The sequence below is a fragment of the Sphingopyxis sp. YR583 genome (assembly GCF_900108295.1).
Classification (GTDB): domain Bacteria; phylum Pseudomonadota; class Alphaproteobacteria; order Sphingomonadales; family Sphingomonadaceae; genus Sphingopyxis.
Window position 1 is genome coordinate 1,125,489 of sequence record NZ_FNWK01000001.1, and the last position, 15,538, is coordinate 1,141,026.

Annotated in this window: 10 protein-coding genes; 5 read left to right on the forward strand and 5 right to left on the reverse strand. The window is 63.2% G+C overall.

Annotated elements, in window-relative coordinates:
• The first annotated feature begins 309 nt into the window (after nt 1-309).
• The 5 genes from BLW56_RS05140 to BLW56_RS05160 all read left to right on the forward strand — a co-directional run bounded on the left by BLW56_RS05140 (nt 310) and on the right by BLW56_RS05160 (nt 6,509).
• Nucleotides 310-2,634 (forward strand): TonB-dependent receptor, encoded by a 2,325-nt coding sequence (locus BLW56_RS05140; protein ID WP_093509541.1) that lies wholly within the window; start codon nt 310-312, stop codon nt 2,632-2,634.
• Nucleotides 2,635-2,759: 125 nt separating this feature from the next.
• Nucleotides 2,760-3,932 (forward strand): amidohydrolase family protein, encoded by a 1,173-nt coding sequence (locus BLW56_RS05145; protein WP_256203311.1) that lies wholly within the window; start codon nt 2,760-2,762, stop codon nt 3,930-3,932.
• A 63-nt stretch (nt 3,933-3,995) separates the two neighbouring features.
• Complete coding sequence (locus tag BLW56_RS05150) at nt 3,996-5,591, forward strand: AMP-binding protein (RefSeq protein WP_093509543.1); 1,596 nt, start codon at nt 3,996-3,998, stop codon at nt 5,589-5,591.
• Between the two features lie 8 nt (nt 5,592-5,599).
• Nucleotides 5,600-6,106, forward strand: a complete 507-nt coding sequence (locus tag BLW56_RS05155) for a flavin reductase family protein (RefSeq protein ID WP_256203413.1) — start codon at nt 5,600-5,602, stop codon at nt 6,104-6,106.
• Entirely contained in the window at nt 6,054-6,509 is a 456-nt protein-coding gene (locus BLW56_RS05160; RefSeq protein ID WP_177175834.1) for a VOC family protein, read from the forward strand. The genes BLW56_RS05155 and BLW56_RS05160 overlap by 53 nt, the downstream gene beginning before the upstream one ends.
• Nucleotides 6,510-6,619: 110 nt before the next feature.
• On the opposite strand, the gene BLW56_RS05165 is transcribed toward BLW56_RS05160, so the two are convergent.
• From BLW56_RS05165 to BLW56_RS05185, 5 genes are all read right to left on the reverse strand, one after another.
• On the reverse strand, nt 6,620-8,707 hold the full coding sequence (locus BLW56_RS05165) for an Atxe2 family lasso peptide isopeptidase (protein WP_093509546.1): 2,088 nt from the start codon (nt 8,705-8,707) through the stop codon (nt 6,620-6,622).
• A complete protein-coding gene (locus BLW56_RS05170; RefSeq protein ID WP_093509547.1) occupies nt 8,704-11,295 on the reverse strand; it encodes a TonB-dependent receptor in 2,592 nt (863 codons plus the stop codon). The genes BLW56_RS05165 and BLW56_RS05170 overlap by 4 nt, the downstream gene beginning before the upstream one ends.
• Before the next feature lie 91 nt (nt 11,296-11,386).
• The gene (locus BLW56_RS05175; protein WP_093509548.1) at nt 11,387-12,439 is read right to left on the reverse strand and encodes a FecR family protein; all 1,053 of its coding nucleotides are present in this window, start codon (nt 12,437-12,439) and stop codon (nt 11,387-11,389) included.
• Nucleotides 12,436-12,948 carry an RNA polymerase sigma factor gene (locus tag BLW56_RS05180; protein ID WP_371262206.1) on the reverse strand — a complete coding sequence of 171 codons (513 nt, stop codon included), beginning with the start codon at nt 12,946-12,948 and terminating at the stop codon, nt 12,436-12,438. The genes BLW56_RS05175 and BLW56_RS05180 overlap by 4 nt, the downstream gene beginning before the upstream one ends.
• A 183-nt stretch (nt 12,949-13,131) precedes the next feature.
• Nucleotides 13,132-15,528 (reverse strand): S9 family peptidase, encoded by a 2,397-nt coding sequence (locus BLW56_RS05185; RefSeq protein WP_093509549.1) that lies wholly within the window; start codon nt 15,526-15,528, stop codon nt 13,132-13,134.
• Nucleotides 15,529-15,538 lie beyond the last annotated feature (10 nt).

Here is a 15,538-nt window from a genome sequence, read left to right on the forward strand (position 1 = left end):
TGCGCGGCCCCTTCGCCTCCTTGCTGAGAAACGTCACGGCACGATGCGCTGGCGCGCCGGACCGGCCGGCGAGGAGTCAGCGGGGCCCATCGGCTCCGAGGTTTGAAAACACGAAGAAGGCATTGGGCCAAGTGGAGACCTCCAACGGCGGCTTCATACAAAATAACTGACTCTCCATATTTTATGACATTCCGGCACAAGATCGCGTCACTTTACCGCTATGTCGACATTTCTTGTTGACACACTCCCCAATTATAACCAGCCTTAGTGCAAATCTCGGAAAGAGATGCTGACTGCGGGAGAGAAATTATGCGTAAAGCGACGCTTGCGAGTTCGGTCTGCCTGACCATTTGCGCGGCCATGGGTGCCGGAGCGCCGTCGGCAGCCTTTGCGGAGACGTCCGACGAGGCCGCCGCGACTCGCGTAGGCGACCGCGACGACGATGCAATCATCGTGACCGCCCGCAAGCGGGTCGAAAATGTCCAGGATGTTTCGGAGTCGATCACCGTCGTAAGTGGTGAGTCTATCGATACGATGCAGATCGTCCAGCCGAGCGATCTGACGCGCATCGCGCCGGCGCTCACCTTCCGCGACAATCCGATTCCGACCTCCTCGGGTTTCGCGGTACGCGGGATCGGCACCTCGACCTTTTCCTCGACAGTCGAGCAAAGCGTCTCGACCGTGGTCGACGGTGTTGTGCTCGGCCAGCCGCAATCGGCCGCGTCGCTGATCGACATCAGCCGCGTCGAGGTACTCGAGGGACCGCAAGGACTGCTGTTCGGCAAGAACGCGTCAGCCGGCCTCGTGAACATCGTCACCAACACGCCACGGCTCGGCGCTCTCGCCGCCGAAGCATCGGTCACGTACGGCAGCGACGGCGAGCTGCGCAACACCGGCGTGCTGAACGTCCCGATCGGCGACAGACTGGCGGTGCGTCTCGTCGGCTTCCGCAACCGCACCGACGGCTTCATCCACAACAAGTTCCTCAACGAGGATTATAACGGCGAGAAGAACTACGGCTTCCGCGGCAAGCTCCTGTTCGAGCCGACAGACAAGGTCAGCCTGCTGGTTTCGGCGGACTATGCCAAGGACACGTCGGCGTGCTGCTTCTCGACGGCGCGCACGCTCGGCACCAACGCAAATCTCGCGAACTATTTCAATCTCTACGGGGTAACTCCGGGACCCGACAATCTCGATGTCGTCGCCGGCAAGCCGTTCGGCACCCTTCCGGGTGCACCGCTTCGCGTGTACAAGGGCATCAGCGGCCAGCTCGACATCGACGTGGGCGAACTCGAGCTCACTTCGATCACCGGTTACCGGAACAATCACTATATTCTGGATTTCGATGGCGACCAAACGCCGCTCGATCGATTTGATTATAACGGCGGCGACTATGATTATAAGCAGTTCAGTCAGGAACTGCGGCTTGCATCGCCCACCGGGCAGACAATCGAATGGCTTGCGGGCCTCTTCTACTTTCGCAGCACCAACAATGTTTTCTACCAAGCCGGCGGACGGCTGCTCGGCCCGGCGCCGCTGCCACTCGTCGTCGGCGTGATCGAGACCGACTTCCGCTCGAAAAGCTATGCCGGCTTCGGCTCGGTAACCTGGAATGCGTCCGACGCGCTGCGCCTGCGCGTCGGGGGCCGCCTGACCCGCGACGATCTTCGCGCCCGCCGCCTCGCATATGACCTCCCCGGGGCCCGGCCGGGTTCGTCGGCGCTGATCGGAAGCGTCGCCGGGGACACCACCGAAACGGGCCGGACGACCAATTTCTCGTGGAAGGTGACGGGCGAATATGACGTTGCGCCGGATGTCATGGTTTATGCCAATGCCGCGCGCGGCTACAAGGGGCCGGGCCTCGCATCGAGCGGTATCATCCAGCCGGGCGTCGATCCGATTATCCGACCGGAAAAGGTCTGGTCCTACGACCTCGGCATCAAGGCGAGCTTCCTCGACAATCGCGCGACCTTCAACGCGGCGCTCTTCTACGAGGATTTCACCGACTTCCAGACCCAGATCTACGACACCAGCACCAATCCTCCCGGGTTCCGCACCACCAATGCCGGCGGGCTCAAGACCAAGGGCGTGCAGGCGCAATTCTCGATCCGTCCGGCAGTCGGGCTGACGCTCAGCGCCAACGGCATCTATGTCGATGCCAAATATCACGACCTCGACGGCCTCTCCTGCCCCTACGCCTGGACCGTGCCGACGCCCTCGAACGGTTGCCGGATCGTCGCCGGCCGACCTGTGATCGACGCCTCCGGCAACCGCCTCGCCAACGCGCCGAAGTTCAAATTCAACCTCGCGGCCAACTACCAGGCGCCGGTCGCCGATGGCGTCGACCTGCTCTTCGCCACCGACTATTCGTGGCGCAGCGACGAGCAATTCTCGGCCAATGGCGATCCGCTGACGATCCAGCCCGCCTTCGGCATCTGGAACGGCTCGATCGGCCTGTCGCTGGATGGCGGCAAATGGGAATTGCGTGCATTCGTCCGCAACCTGCTCGACAAGCAATATGTCACCCTTCTCTCGCCAAACTCGGCCGACACGTCGGGCGGCTATTCCCAATATCTCTCGCGCTACAGCCAGCGCCAGGTCGGCCTGACAATGCGCGTCCGCCTTGGCAACTGACAACAATTCAACTTAGTAATTGTGAAATCCTGATCTTTGTCTGAAATCAAGGATTCGAATCGTTGACAGGCGCACTTTCTAATTGATATTCTTTTGAAACTGAACCGAAACTGAGGAGACTAGCAGTGGCTTTTGCATATGGCCGCGTCATCAACGACGCTGACAGTCACACCATGGAGACCGACGACTGGATCTATGAATTTCTAGACGACCGGCTGCGCGAGAAATTTGGCCTGCTCTACAAGGCCGACAAGTCGGGCCGCGTCGTCGGCATGATCGACAAGGCGAAATCGCGCGCGACCGACGCCGAGGCCGATGCCGCCGCCGCCGAAAACCCGATTGCCGGTGACAAGGGCTGGCTTGCTTTCGGCGCCTTCGACGCCAGCGAACGCACGCGCATGCTCGACCAATATGGCTTCGTCAGTCAGCTCGTCTTCACCACCGCCTGCCTCGCCGGCATGGCTCGCGCCGAAACCCCCGAGGACAAATATGCCATCGCGCGCGCCGCGAACATGGCGCAGCAGAAATTTTCGAACGGCGACAAGCGCCTCGTCAATGTCGCCTATATTCCGCTCGACGATCCGGACATGGCCTTCGCCGAAGCCAGGCGCGCGATCGACGCGGGCGCAGGCGCGGTGGGCATCGCACCCATGCCGTCGGGCGATCGTTCGCCGGGGCACCCCGATCACGACCGCCTCTGGCAGATGCTGTCCGACCGCAAGATCCCGTTCATGGTCCATATCGGCACGGGCACCAAGACGCAGCCGAAGGGTTATCACAACAACGGTCGACCGCGCTCGGCCGACCTGCACGGCGGCGGCGAGAACCTCCGCTTCGACGATTTTACCGCGCTGTGCTTCGCACCGCAGGAATTCCTGACCGCGATGGTCTATGACGGCATCTTCCACCGCTTCCCGGACCTTCGCGGCGGCGTGATCGAATCAGGCGCGGGCTGGGTGCCCGATTTCCTCCGCCGCATCGACTATGCGTACAAGAGCTTCTCGCGCACCGACACCTATCTCCAGCAGCTTGACAAGCTGCCGTCGGATTATATCCGCCGCGCGGTCAAGTTCACGCCCTTTCCGGGCGAAGATGTCGGGCAGATGATCGCCGACGCCGGCGCCGAGCTCTTCATGTTCTCGAGCGACTATCCGCATCCCGAAGGGACCAAGGACCCGGTCGGCAAGTTCGAAAAGTCGCTCGATGGCGTCGACGAGGCGGTCAAGGACATGTTCTATCGCACCAATTACGATGCGATGATGAACTATAGCTCGGACGCGTCGCTGGCAGCGGCCTGATCCTCTCCTGGAGGGCGGCCAGCGCACGACGCCCCGCCCTCCGTCTTTTCAGACGAGTCATTTATGACTGATAGCGCGGCGGCCATTACGGCCCCGGTAGAACCGACCGCCGAAGAGCTTTTCGCTCTTGCCGGAAAGGGCATGTTGTTCAGCCATTGGGCCCGGCGGAACCGCGATCGCACCGCGCTTCTATCACCGCGCGGCAATCGCAGCTTCGCCGAACTCAACGGCAACGCCAACCGGCTGCTCGCCCATTTTCACGCGGTCGGCCTCGTCCCCGGCGACGGCGTCGCGTTGCTCTGCGGCAATATACCCCAATTCATCGAGACTTATCTCGCCTGCCAGCGCGGCGGCCTGCGCCTGACCCCGATCAACTGGCATCTTTCGCCGCGCGAGGCTTCGTATATCTTGGCAGATTGCGAGGCGAAGGCATGGGTCGTCCAGGGCGAGTTCGTCGACCTGACCGCACTCGCCCCGACCGCAATTGTCACGACACGTTTGACGACCGGCGTCGCGCGCGCCGGATTCGAAAGCTATGCACGCGCGCTCGACCGGCACGACGCGTCCGACCCAATCGACCCGGTCATCGGCACCGTCATGCTCTACACCTCGGGAACGACCGGTCAGCCCAAAGGAGTGGTCAGGCAGAATCCGATCATACTCATGCCACAGCGCGAGAACAGCCTCTGCGATTATCGCGACGGCGATCTCAACCTGCTCTGCGGCCCCGCCTATCACGGCGGCCCGCTGACCTTCGACATCGCCTTTGCGATCGCCTCGGGCATTCCGCTGCTGATGATGGAGCGTTTCGACGCCGCGCAGTGGCTGTCGCTCGTCGGCAAATATCACGTCACCCATTCGCATATGGTGAGCACGATGTTCCGCCGGCTGCTTGCGCTCCCGGAAGAGGTGCGCAGAGCCGCGAACCTCGATAGCCTCAAGCGGATATTCCATGGCGCCGCGCCGACCTCGCCCGAGGTCAAGCGCGCGATGATCGACTGGTTTGGCCCGGTCCTCCACGAGTATTATGGCGCGACCGAGGCCTCGCCGGGGATCGGCATCACATCGGAAGACTGGCTCAAAAAGCCCGGAAGCGTTGGCCGCATTCCCGAAGGCTCGCCGGCATCGATCCGCGATGCCGATGGCAACTTGTGCGCGCCCGGAGAAATCGGGTTCGTCAGCTTCCCTTATAATCCAGCAACCAGCGCGAGCTATTTCCGCGCGCCCGAAAAGAACGCCGAAACCTTCGGGCGGAGCCATTTCAGCATCGGCGATCTCGGCTATGTCGACGAAGACGGCTATCTCTATCTCACCGGCCGCTCGGCCGAGGTGATCATCTCGGGCGGGGTCAACATCTACCCGCAAGAAGTCGACAATGCGCTCGCCAGTCATCCTGCGGTGCGCGAGGTCTGCACCGTCGGCGTGCCAAACGAAGAGTGGGGCGAGGAAGTAAAGGCGGTGGTCGCGCTCGCCGATGGCTTTGCCGCCTCGCCCGAACTCGAACGGCACCTGCTCGCCTATGCGCGCGAGCAGCTCGCCTCATTCAAAATCCCCCGTTCGATCGATTTCGTCGAGACGGTCCCGCACAGCGAAGCAGGCAAGGTCCTCCGTGCCGAGGTCCGCCGCGCCTATTGGGCCACGGCGACGCGGCAGATCTGATCGTGACGATGGTCCCCACTCTCAACGCCTTTCGCGAATCGATGGCGCGGCTCGCAGCAACAGTTCATATCGTCACCGCCGAAGCCGAAGGGCAACGTCACGGCATGACGATGACCGCTGCCTGCTCGCTGTCGGTCGATCCGATGTCGATGATCCTCTCGATTCATCGCGGATCGGCGACGCACTACGCGATCATCGCATCGCGGCGCCTTTGCCTCAACATGCTCGCCCCCGGCGACGACATGCTGGCGATGCGCTTCGCGGGCGCGCTCGGGCATCGCGGCGAAGACCGCTTCAACGAAGGTGACTGGCTCTGCCGTCCGGGCGCGCCTCCCCTGCTCCGCAGCGCCGCCGCGGCGCTGCAATGCGAGCTTGTCGAGGCGCATGGCTTCGGCACACACAGCGTCCTGCTCTGCGCGGTTCGCGACGTGCAACTCGGCTCGGGCGACGCCTCGCTCGTTTATGCCAACCGGCGCTACGGCGCCGTCCACCACCCCGCCGAAACAGAGATTTGACATGCAAGCAGAAGAAATCGTCATCGAGACCGCTCCCGCCTTCTACAAGATTTTCGTCGGCGACCTCGAACGTTCGATCGGCTTTTATTCCGACTGCCTTGGCTTTCGCGAGCAGCGCCGCATCGACGCAGGCAAGTTCGACGAAGTGGTCCTCGCGCCGGGAAAGCAGGGCGCCAGCGTCGTGCTCTGCCGCTGGAAAGACGGGCGAGCGGTCGAAGCCGGCGCAGCGAACGGACCGACCGGGTATTTCGTTGCCGATGTCGACGCGATAGCGGCCCGGATGTCCGACCGGGGAGCCAAGATGGTGTTAGGTCCGCTGGACTATGCAGGAATGCGAATTGCCGTACTTGCTGATCCCGACGGCCACCAAATTGAACTTTTGGGTCGCAGGGCAGCCGGCTAGCTAAACTGACTGCGAAAGCAGCGCTCTGATCTTCATTCATCGCGACGCCGACTTTGGCCGATTACGGACAGACAGCTATCGGGAAGAAATAGGGCGAAGCGGACATTCGATCATGGCCCTTGCCAGGCCGACTTCATCGCGCTCCAATCGTCGTATTGAAGCTTTGCCATTGGATCGACCGCTTTCAGGTCGCGAAGCCAAAAATCGAACCATTGAATGTTTCGCTTGAACACTGCGAGTTTGTGGGCGGGTTGCCACTTGATATGATGCTCGCCTGGGAAGACATACAGGTCAGCCGGAACTCGGGCAGCCCGAAGCGCAGTGAAGCTCTCCAATGCCGTGAGATATTCCCGATCCGCAGCCTGGAAGAGCATCGGGAAGGCGACGCGATGGGCATTTTGAGCCAAGGACATTCGGTCCCAAATGGCCGAGCCGCGGTCCGCAAGTCGCGGCCAACCAGCGTCCGCGAACGCCTCTGACACTCTCTCCCCGAGAAGAAAATCCTGCGACCGCTCCCAGCAGCACCCGCTCACCACCCCTGCGGCAAAACGTTTGCTGTTGAGAGCCGCAAATTGCACCGTCGACGAACCGTCGCTGAGCCCCGTTATCCCGATCTTCACCGGATCGACGTCCTCCTGCGCGACCAAGCGATCGATTGCCGCATCTATGACCGAGAGGACGTTCCGGCGATCGGTAAAGTCGTGAAGCAGCAATCGTTCGGCTTCAGCGACATTACGCGCGCCCGCTGCAAGCGCGATCCCGCTCGGGCGCTGGAGACTGATCACGACATAGCCGGCGTTTGCAAACGGTTGGATCGGAAACTCGTTTCCGGTCCCGCCGCGCAGGAAGCCGCGCGAGCTATATTGGACTATGACGGCAGGATAACGGGCACCGGGACGGTAGCCCACGGGATAGACGATATCCGTCCACGCTGCGACGCCAGACAGGCTCTTGAAATGCCAGCGCTCCACCCGTCCAAGGGAATAGGCCGCCATCTCGGGGTTGGGATCGACCAGCACCGACACGGTCCGGCGCTTCAAATCGATGCTCGCGATGTGGCGCGGCATCTGCGCAGTTTCGCGCGCACAGATCAGCCGGTTATTGGCCACGCGGCACCCGAAGAGGGCATCGATGGTCGCATAAAGTCGATGCGGCGTCCTCTGCCCCGGGCGCCATTCATAAATGGCAGTCTGCTCATCCGCCCATCCTTCGCGCCGAATGAAAAGAAGGCCGCGCATGTCCTGCGTCCAACCTAGAAGCTGTCCGACCCCTTGGCAGGCGGAGGCCATACAAGCAGTCCTCTTCCCCGACGGATCGATGATCGCCGGCCGCATCTTCGGCAAAAGCGACTGATCCTCATTTCGCTCGAGCAGCGCCCGCCGGCCACCCGCAGATTGAAGAGACGTCTGGCCAGCGTCCAGACGTGCGACCTCGCCATCGCTGGCCGGGCGCGCTGCGCCGCTCGCGATGTCGAGCGAAACATCGCGAAGACTTCCCGCAACCGCCGGGTTGGGCCGGCTACCGGCAATGGGATAGAAGCGATCGTCATAGCGGAAGCCGGTCAGACCCTCGCGATCGATCTCGTCGCGTACGGCGAGAGTACCTGCGGACGCGGAGTATATCAGCCGGCGTCCGTCGGCCGAAAAGGCGAAGCGTTCAATGTCGTCTTCGTCTGGCGAAAGCGGGACACTTGGCCGTCCGTCGATAAAGGCGCGCCAAATCCGGACGGCACCCCCAACCTGCTTCAGGAAGGCAAAACTCTGACCGTCGGGCGCCCATATCGGCGAGATCGCGCGCGCGCTGCCCGACGGCCCCGCGTCGAGCCGGCCGATGATCGTGCGCGTCCGGATGAGCTCGCCGCCTTCATCGACCTGAATAGCCGCAGCGCCCGGCCGGACGTCGGAAACGAACATTCCGATGCAGTGCCGGTTGGCTGCGGCATCGGCGCGGACGAGTTGATAAGCGATCCGTGAACCGTCCGGCGAGAGTGCGAAGAGGTTCGCGCCCTGCTCGGCATCCGTCGGGCCGATATCGCGAAGCGCCACAAGCTCTTCGCTGCCGAACGGCCTCAAGGTTCCGGCGGGCCGTTCCGCCGCCCGCGGAGCGAGCGCGGAACAGGTCTCCGCCGCCTGCGCCGCTCCCGGCAAGGCGACGAGAAGCAGCGTCGCCCATGCGGCGCGCAAATGAATGGCGCTCACCACTTCTTGCTGATGGTAAAGCTTATCGTCCGGCCAAGGCTCGAGTGATTGGTCGAATCGTAAGGGGTCGAGACCGGGCTGCTCGTGCGAATGGGCGCCGGCTTCTCGTTGAGGAGATTGAGGATGGCCATATCGAATGAAAAGCCCGAGACAAAGGCCTGTCCCGGCGCCGTGCCGATTTGCGCGGTGAGATCGACCGTCTGAAAATCGCCGACCCGGGCGGTGGTCGGGAAGCGCGTATCGGTCGTCTTGCCGATGTAGTTCCATGCCGCGCCAAAACGGAAGGCGTCGCGCTTCCAGTTCAACGAAGCGCGAGCGCGCCAATGCGGCGGATTGAAAATGATCCCCGACAGATCCTGCCAGGCCTGTCCCTCAACAAGCATCTGCTTGCTGTCGAGATAACTTGCCGAGCTCGCCAGCTCGAGCCGATCACGGGCGCTGACATTGCCCTCCCAGGTCGCGGTGAGATCGACACCCTGGATCGACTGGCGTGCGGCGTTAGCGAGGCTGCTGTCGACGATTGCGGAGATATTGGACGGATCGAACGGCGTGCCGGTCTGGTTGATGATGCCATAGGGCAAGCGCGATGCGATCGCGAGGACATCGGCGGCGCTCGGATTGAGAAGCACATAATCGGCATTCTGGGGAGCGAAGGCAGCCAGAACATTGCTTATCGGGGTTACGACGCGGTCGCGGTAGCGCGTCCTGAAATAGCTGGCCTCGAGCTTCAGCCCGTTAGCGAAGGCCGGTGTGTAGGTCGCCGTCGCGGTCCAGGTGTCCGCTTTCTCGGCGGTGAGCGCGGGGTTACCGCCGGCGAGATAGAAAACGGTCTGACCGCCGGGCGGGGTGAAGATCGCACCGGGAAAGAGATAACCCTCAAGCGGCTTGCCAAGCTGGAACAGGGTTGGCGCCTTGAACGACCGGCCCCAAGTCGCGCGAAGCGCAAGGTCGGAAACCGGGCGATAGATGATCCCGACCTTCGGCGTCGCAATGTCGCCGAAGCCGCTGTTATCCTCATAGCGAAGCGCTGCCGACAGCTGCAGTTCGCGCAGGCCCGCCGAACCGTTCGCCGCGCCCACGAGCGGCAGCGCCAGCTCGCCATAGGCGAAGCGGGTCTTGCGCTTCTCCTTGTAGACCCAGACCGGGGTCGTCGCGCCGCCAATGATCTGTCGATAGTCTGTATTCTGATCGTTCGCCCGGTAGCCGCCGCCGAAAGCGAGCCGCGCCGCACCGCCGGGCGCATCGAAGAGTCGCCCCTCGAACCCGAGCTCGACGGCATGGAAGCTGTTGTCATAATTGGGCAGGTAGAGCGCGGTCGGGTTGCCGCCCGCATAGACCTGCGTCACGATTTCAGTATCGCTGCGCGCATAGGTCCCCGAGAGCGTAGCCTGCCATCCGCCTGCGAGATCGGCGACAAGCGACGGCGTGACCGCGAAGGAGCGCACCCCGCGCCGCGCCTCCTGTCCCTGCGTCCGGCAATCGAGCGTGCCGACCGCGGACGAGCAGCGACGCGATGTGCGGTCGCTATATTGCCCGTCGATCTCCAGCCCGAGCCAGTCGCCGAGACGCTGATGACCGGCAACGACGATGCTCACTTGCCTGTAGCCCGGGATGAGCGTGGCGTCGGCATCGTCCCCTTGCGTGTAGCTTCGCTGACCGGCGCGAACCGGGGTTGCGCGATTATATTCGATCGTTGCGACCGCACCGCCGCCCGACCAGCGGCTGCCGCCGGTCAGCACATATTGCTGTTCGGCCGCACCGCCGTCGGTTGCGGCGCCGAAGCGCGCCGACGTCTGAATTCCGTCGAAATCACGGCGCAAGATCAGGTTCACGACACCAGCGACCGCATCCGAGCCATAAAGAGCCGAAGCGCCATCGGTCACCACTTCTACCCGTTCGACGGAGGCGAGCGGAATGGCCGAAACGTCGACGCCCTGGAACACGCCATCGTAAGCGCTGCGATGGCCGTTGACGAGCGTCAGCGTCGCGTCGGAACCAAGCCCGCGCAAGTTGAAGGCGGAAGATCCCGTGGTGTCCTCGGAGCCTCCCTGCGAACCGCGCACACCGGGGTTCTGCCCGCCGTTGAAATTCTGGGTAAGCGTCCGCGCGAATTCGCCGAGATCGCTCGCGCCGCTTTCGGCAATCTGGTCGCGCTGACGTGTTAGCGTCGGCGACGGCGTCTGGGTGCCGCGAATGCGCGACCCGGTGACGACGATTTCCGCGTCCGCCATGACGACCTCGGGCGCGGTACCCGCGGTGTCAGTCGAAGCGCCGTTTCCCACCGCGCTCACGACGAAGGCACCCCCGCGCCCCCGCACCGCAGCGAGGCCCGACCCTCGAAGTAATACAGCAAGGCCCTGCTCCGCGCTGTAGCTCCCCTTGAGGACCGGCGCGCGTTTGCCGCGAACGAGCGCGCCATCGAACAGGATTTGCTGACGCGTCGTGCGCGCAAAAGCGCGGAGCGATGCGTCAAGCGGCTGGGCGGGCAGATCGAAACGGTAAGTCTGCGCCTGCGCGATCGCGGGCGCCGCCACCATGACCGCCGCCGATATCCCGAGGATCATCCCACCTGTCACGCGCCCCGTCATATCAGTCCCCCTGTTTGACGCCGCGATCCAGCGGCATGGAGGATAAGACGCGCATGTTCAAAAGACTCACATCGACGAATTCATAAAATTGTCATCGCGGCCTGCTCGCGAGGATCACCGCACCGCCTTCGCGGCGGACCTCGAGCGGATAGGCCATCTGCGCCGCGTCGAGGAAGGCGTCCGTATCGCCGGCATTGAACACGCCATTAATCTCGATCGCGGCCGCACGCGCATCGCCTATGGTGACCTTCGCGCGGCTGTAGCGATTGAGCCGTTCAGCAACAGCGCTCAAGGGTTCATCGACGAAACTGAGCTGCCCCCCTTCCCAGGCGAGCGAACGCGCCACATCGGCCTCGACGATGGTCGGCGCCACGGGAGCCTTGACTGGCGCGACAAGTTCGCGGCCCGGCACGAGCGCGATCGCATCCTTGCCGGGCGTCCGTTTGAGCGCGAGGAGCCGCGGCGCCGAGGGCGGCTCGCCGCGCACCACCGCCACGCTGCCTTCGTAAAGGATGACATGAAGCTTGTCGCCTAGCAGTTCGACGCTGAACGCGGTGCCCGTTGCCACCACGGTCCGTCCGCCTGCGGTGACCGAGAAGGGCCGCGCAGCGTCCTTTTCGACATCGAACTTGGCGCGGCCTGCCAGCAGGTGGAGCATGCGCCGATCATCCGCGAGGTCGACCGCGACGCGCGTCTCCGCATCAAGTGACAGACGCGACCCATCGGAGAGCACGAAAGTTCGCCGCTCACCGAGCCCGGTCGCATATTCCACCGGCCCGCCGCGGCCCGGAAAAAAGGCGATCGTCAGCGCGAGCAGCAGGCAAGCCGCCGCGACCATCGCCCAACGCCATCCGCGGCGCGGGGCACCTCGCGTCCATCGCTTAGCATTCGCTTCGCGCATCGCCTCCAGCGCTTCGGCACGCATGGCGATGACCTCAGCGTCCGCCTCCATCGCGTGGAGACCGCCCCACACCGCGAGCGCCCGCTCGAACGCCGGCGGATGCGCCGCATCGGCCGCAAGCCAGGCATCGAAGTCCGCCTGCTCAGCCGGATCCAGCGGAGCGCCGGCCATGCGAATGCACCACGCTCCCGCCGCCTCGCTGCTGCCAGTTCCCGCTTCCCGGCTCGATAGATCGTCGTTCATTCGGCCTCCCCCAGCCTGTCGACCAGATAAGCCATCGCGCGGTAGACATGTTTTTGCACGGCGCTGCTGGATATCCCGAAGCTCTCGGCGATCGTCCGGTAGTCGAGCTGCTCGTACCGAAACAGAAGAAATATCTGGCGCGTCCTCTCGGGCAGATCTTCGAGCCCGGCCCGCAGGATGTGGACGGCCTCACGTCCGGCGGCGACGCGGTGCGGGTCGATCGGATCGACGCCTCTTCCATCGATCGCGCGCGCTCCCGCCGCGAAATCGCGGCGCACCGCCATACGGCGCGCCCTGTCGCGCAAGAGGTTGGCCGCAACCTGGAAGATATAGGCGTCGGCCCGCCGCATCTCTACATCATCCATAGCTGCGATCCGCGCGAAGACCTCCTGCGTCAGATCCTCGGCCTCGCTGTGATTGTGCACGCGGCGAAGGAAGAAGGCGAGCAGGCCGGGACGGTGATCCCGGTGCATGTCCGCCAATGCTTCCTGCCTGTCGCCCACCTGCACTCCTGCATTCTTCCGGGCTGAAAATTCTCCCGAACGATATTAGACGCACGAGCCGAGCCAAGTCACACCACGCTCCCCAATTTTATTTTCGGCGCTGCTCGATAGTGGGGCAGATATTGGAGGCAGAAGGGGATAAGCGGACGCAAAGCACTGCGCTTGAATTCTGCGACTGCAGGGTCGCGACTAGGGACTGACTGCGTTCGCCACCGACGAGCCCGGTTCTCGTGCCGGTTTCACATAGCGATCCAGAAAGTCGATCGCCCGCCGCCCCAGGTCTGCGGCATTTGCAGTCGACCAGTGACTCGGCACATGGGCTTCACCGGCATATTCGGCAAATTCCGCAGTCTTTCCTGCAAAGCGCAAAGCATTGAACATCTTCCGGGCGTCCTCAATCGGAATGAGGTCGTTCGAACCATGTGCGATCAGGATCGGCGCTTGCATTCTTCCCGCCTGAAAGAATGGCGAAAGCTGGATGTAGCTGTCCATGTTCGCCCATGGCAGGCCTTTGATGTTCCAATACTGCTCGATTGCCCCGGGCGGATAGCCGAAATCCCGGTTCTTGCCCATGAATGCGGTCAGATATGTCAAATCATAGGCTCCCGCGAGCGCGATGCCGCCGCGAAACAGGTCGCTCTCTATCAGCAGCGACGCGGTCGTGTATCCGCCAAAGGACTGTCCCATGACCGCGAGACGCGACATATCGACATAGCCGAGATCGGAGGCATGCCGGATCTGCGGCGTCAGCAGCCCCTTGACGTCGTCGACCACCGATGGGCTGATTTCACCGAGCGGCCGGACCGGCAGTTCTGTCACCAGAACCGCATAACCGCGGGTCGTAAAAATCGACGCCGGCATGGTTTGTTGAAAGCCTCCCCCGAACTTGCCCACCCGCGTGGTTGAGCGCGGATAGACCGTGACCACCGTCGGCAAACGGTCGCCGCGCTTCGCGCCGGGCGGAAGGTAAAGCGCCGATTTCACGCTGTTCCCCGCGCCATCGAGACGATTGACCGGTGTATCAAACAACACGGGGGGAGCGAAAGTGAACCCGTCGAGTCTGGGTTCGACATGGGAAACCCGCTGTTTGATCGAGAGATCCGGATTGAACCGGATAATATCCTCTGGCGTGGAGTTATCCTCGTAGATCGCGAGCAGGTCCTGCGAGCCACGCACCTGACCGACAGGATCGATCGTAGCGAAATCGGTCCACATCGACGAGACTGCCCCCGACAAAATATCGAGGCGCAGCACGGCAGTCTTGCCCGTCGCCCTTTCCCGAGCGCGCGCCGCAACCGAATTCGCATCGGGTTGCCACAACCGTCCATCCCCGTCGCGAACGAGGTTGTCTGCGAGAAACCCGGAAGGAATTTCGATACGCCGTCCCGCCCGGCCATCGAGACGAACCAGCTCGAAGGCGCCCGGATGCGGTTCGAGATAAGCCGGGTCGTCGAGGGGATCGATCCCGACCACGAGCGCATTTCCATCGTTCATCAGACCCAGCGCATCGGGAATCGCCGTCGACAGCTTGGCCGATACGCGGTGCGGCGTGAAGCCGTCGTCGGCTCCGGCTGTCCACAGCCCGCCATCCTGGACCCAGAAAATCTCGTCGCGGACAGGATGCCAGAAATGCGAACCCTTCAGATAATGGGACTCCATCCGCGTGAGCCGCTCCGCGACAAGCTTCGCGGCCCCGCCGCCGACCGGCGCGACGCCGAGGTCAATATTGGGCCTGGCGCCGCCTGTCTCGTTGCCGACATGCGAAATAAAGGAAATCCAGCGCCCGGATGGTGACAGCAGCATTGCGCTCGGGGGCTTTGCATAATCGTGAGACACGATCGTTCGGACCCGTCCGCCCGCGACGTCGATAGCCGCGAGGTCGGCGTGAAACAGGGTCTCGACATGCTTGGCCAAGGCTATAGCGGAGGCATCGGAGGCCGGTGCAGCGCCTGACGAAGCACCGCCCGTAGTTTGAAAAGTCACTGCCGCTGCCGGTCCGGACTCCGGTCGCGCTCCGGACGACAATGGCTCGGGCACGAGCGGCGCAAGCAGCTGCTCGCCGCCGGGCAGCCAGATCGGCTCGTCGCCCGTCCATAGACTCGCCTTGATGCGCGCTTCCGAAATCCGGCGACTCTTGCCCGAGGCCAGGTCATGGATCCACAATTGAGGCGCGTCGCCGCCGTCGCAGTAGGACGCGATGCTCTTCTCGTCCGGCGAAAAGACCGGGCGCCAGCAATTCCCCACCCCTTGCCCGATTGCCTTCGTCTCGCCGCTGACCAGATCGACCAGCCATATTGCGGTGTTGGGGATTTGCCCTGGCACGCCATTGCTCATGAACCGGTCAGCGCCCGAAGACGTAATCGGCCGTTCCCCCACCGTATAGGCCAGCAGATGCCCCGAGTGCGAAAGGACCGGTCGATGTCCCGACTTGAGCTCGCGGGCACTGACGGGCAGATCGAAAGGCATGACCTTGCCTTCAGCTTCCGCAGCACTGGCTGCGACCGGGATAAATAGCGGGCCCAGCAACACAGATGTGGCGGCAAGGAGGGTGCGCTTCCGGAAGCACCGGACAGGATTTGACGTCATGAAAGTCTCC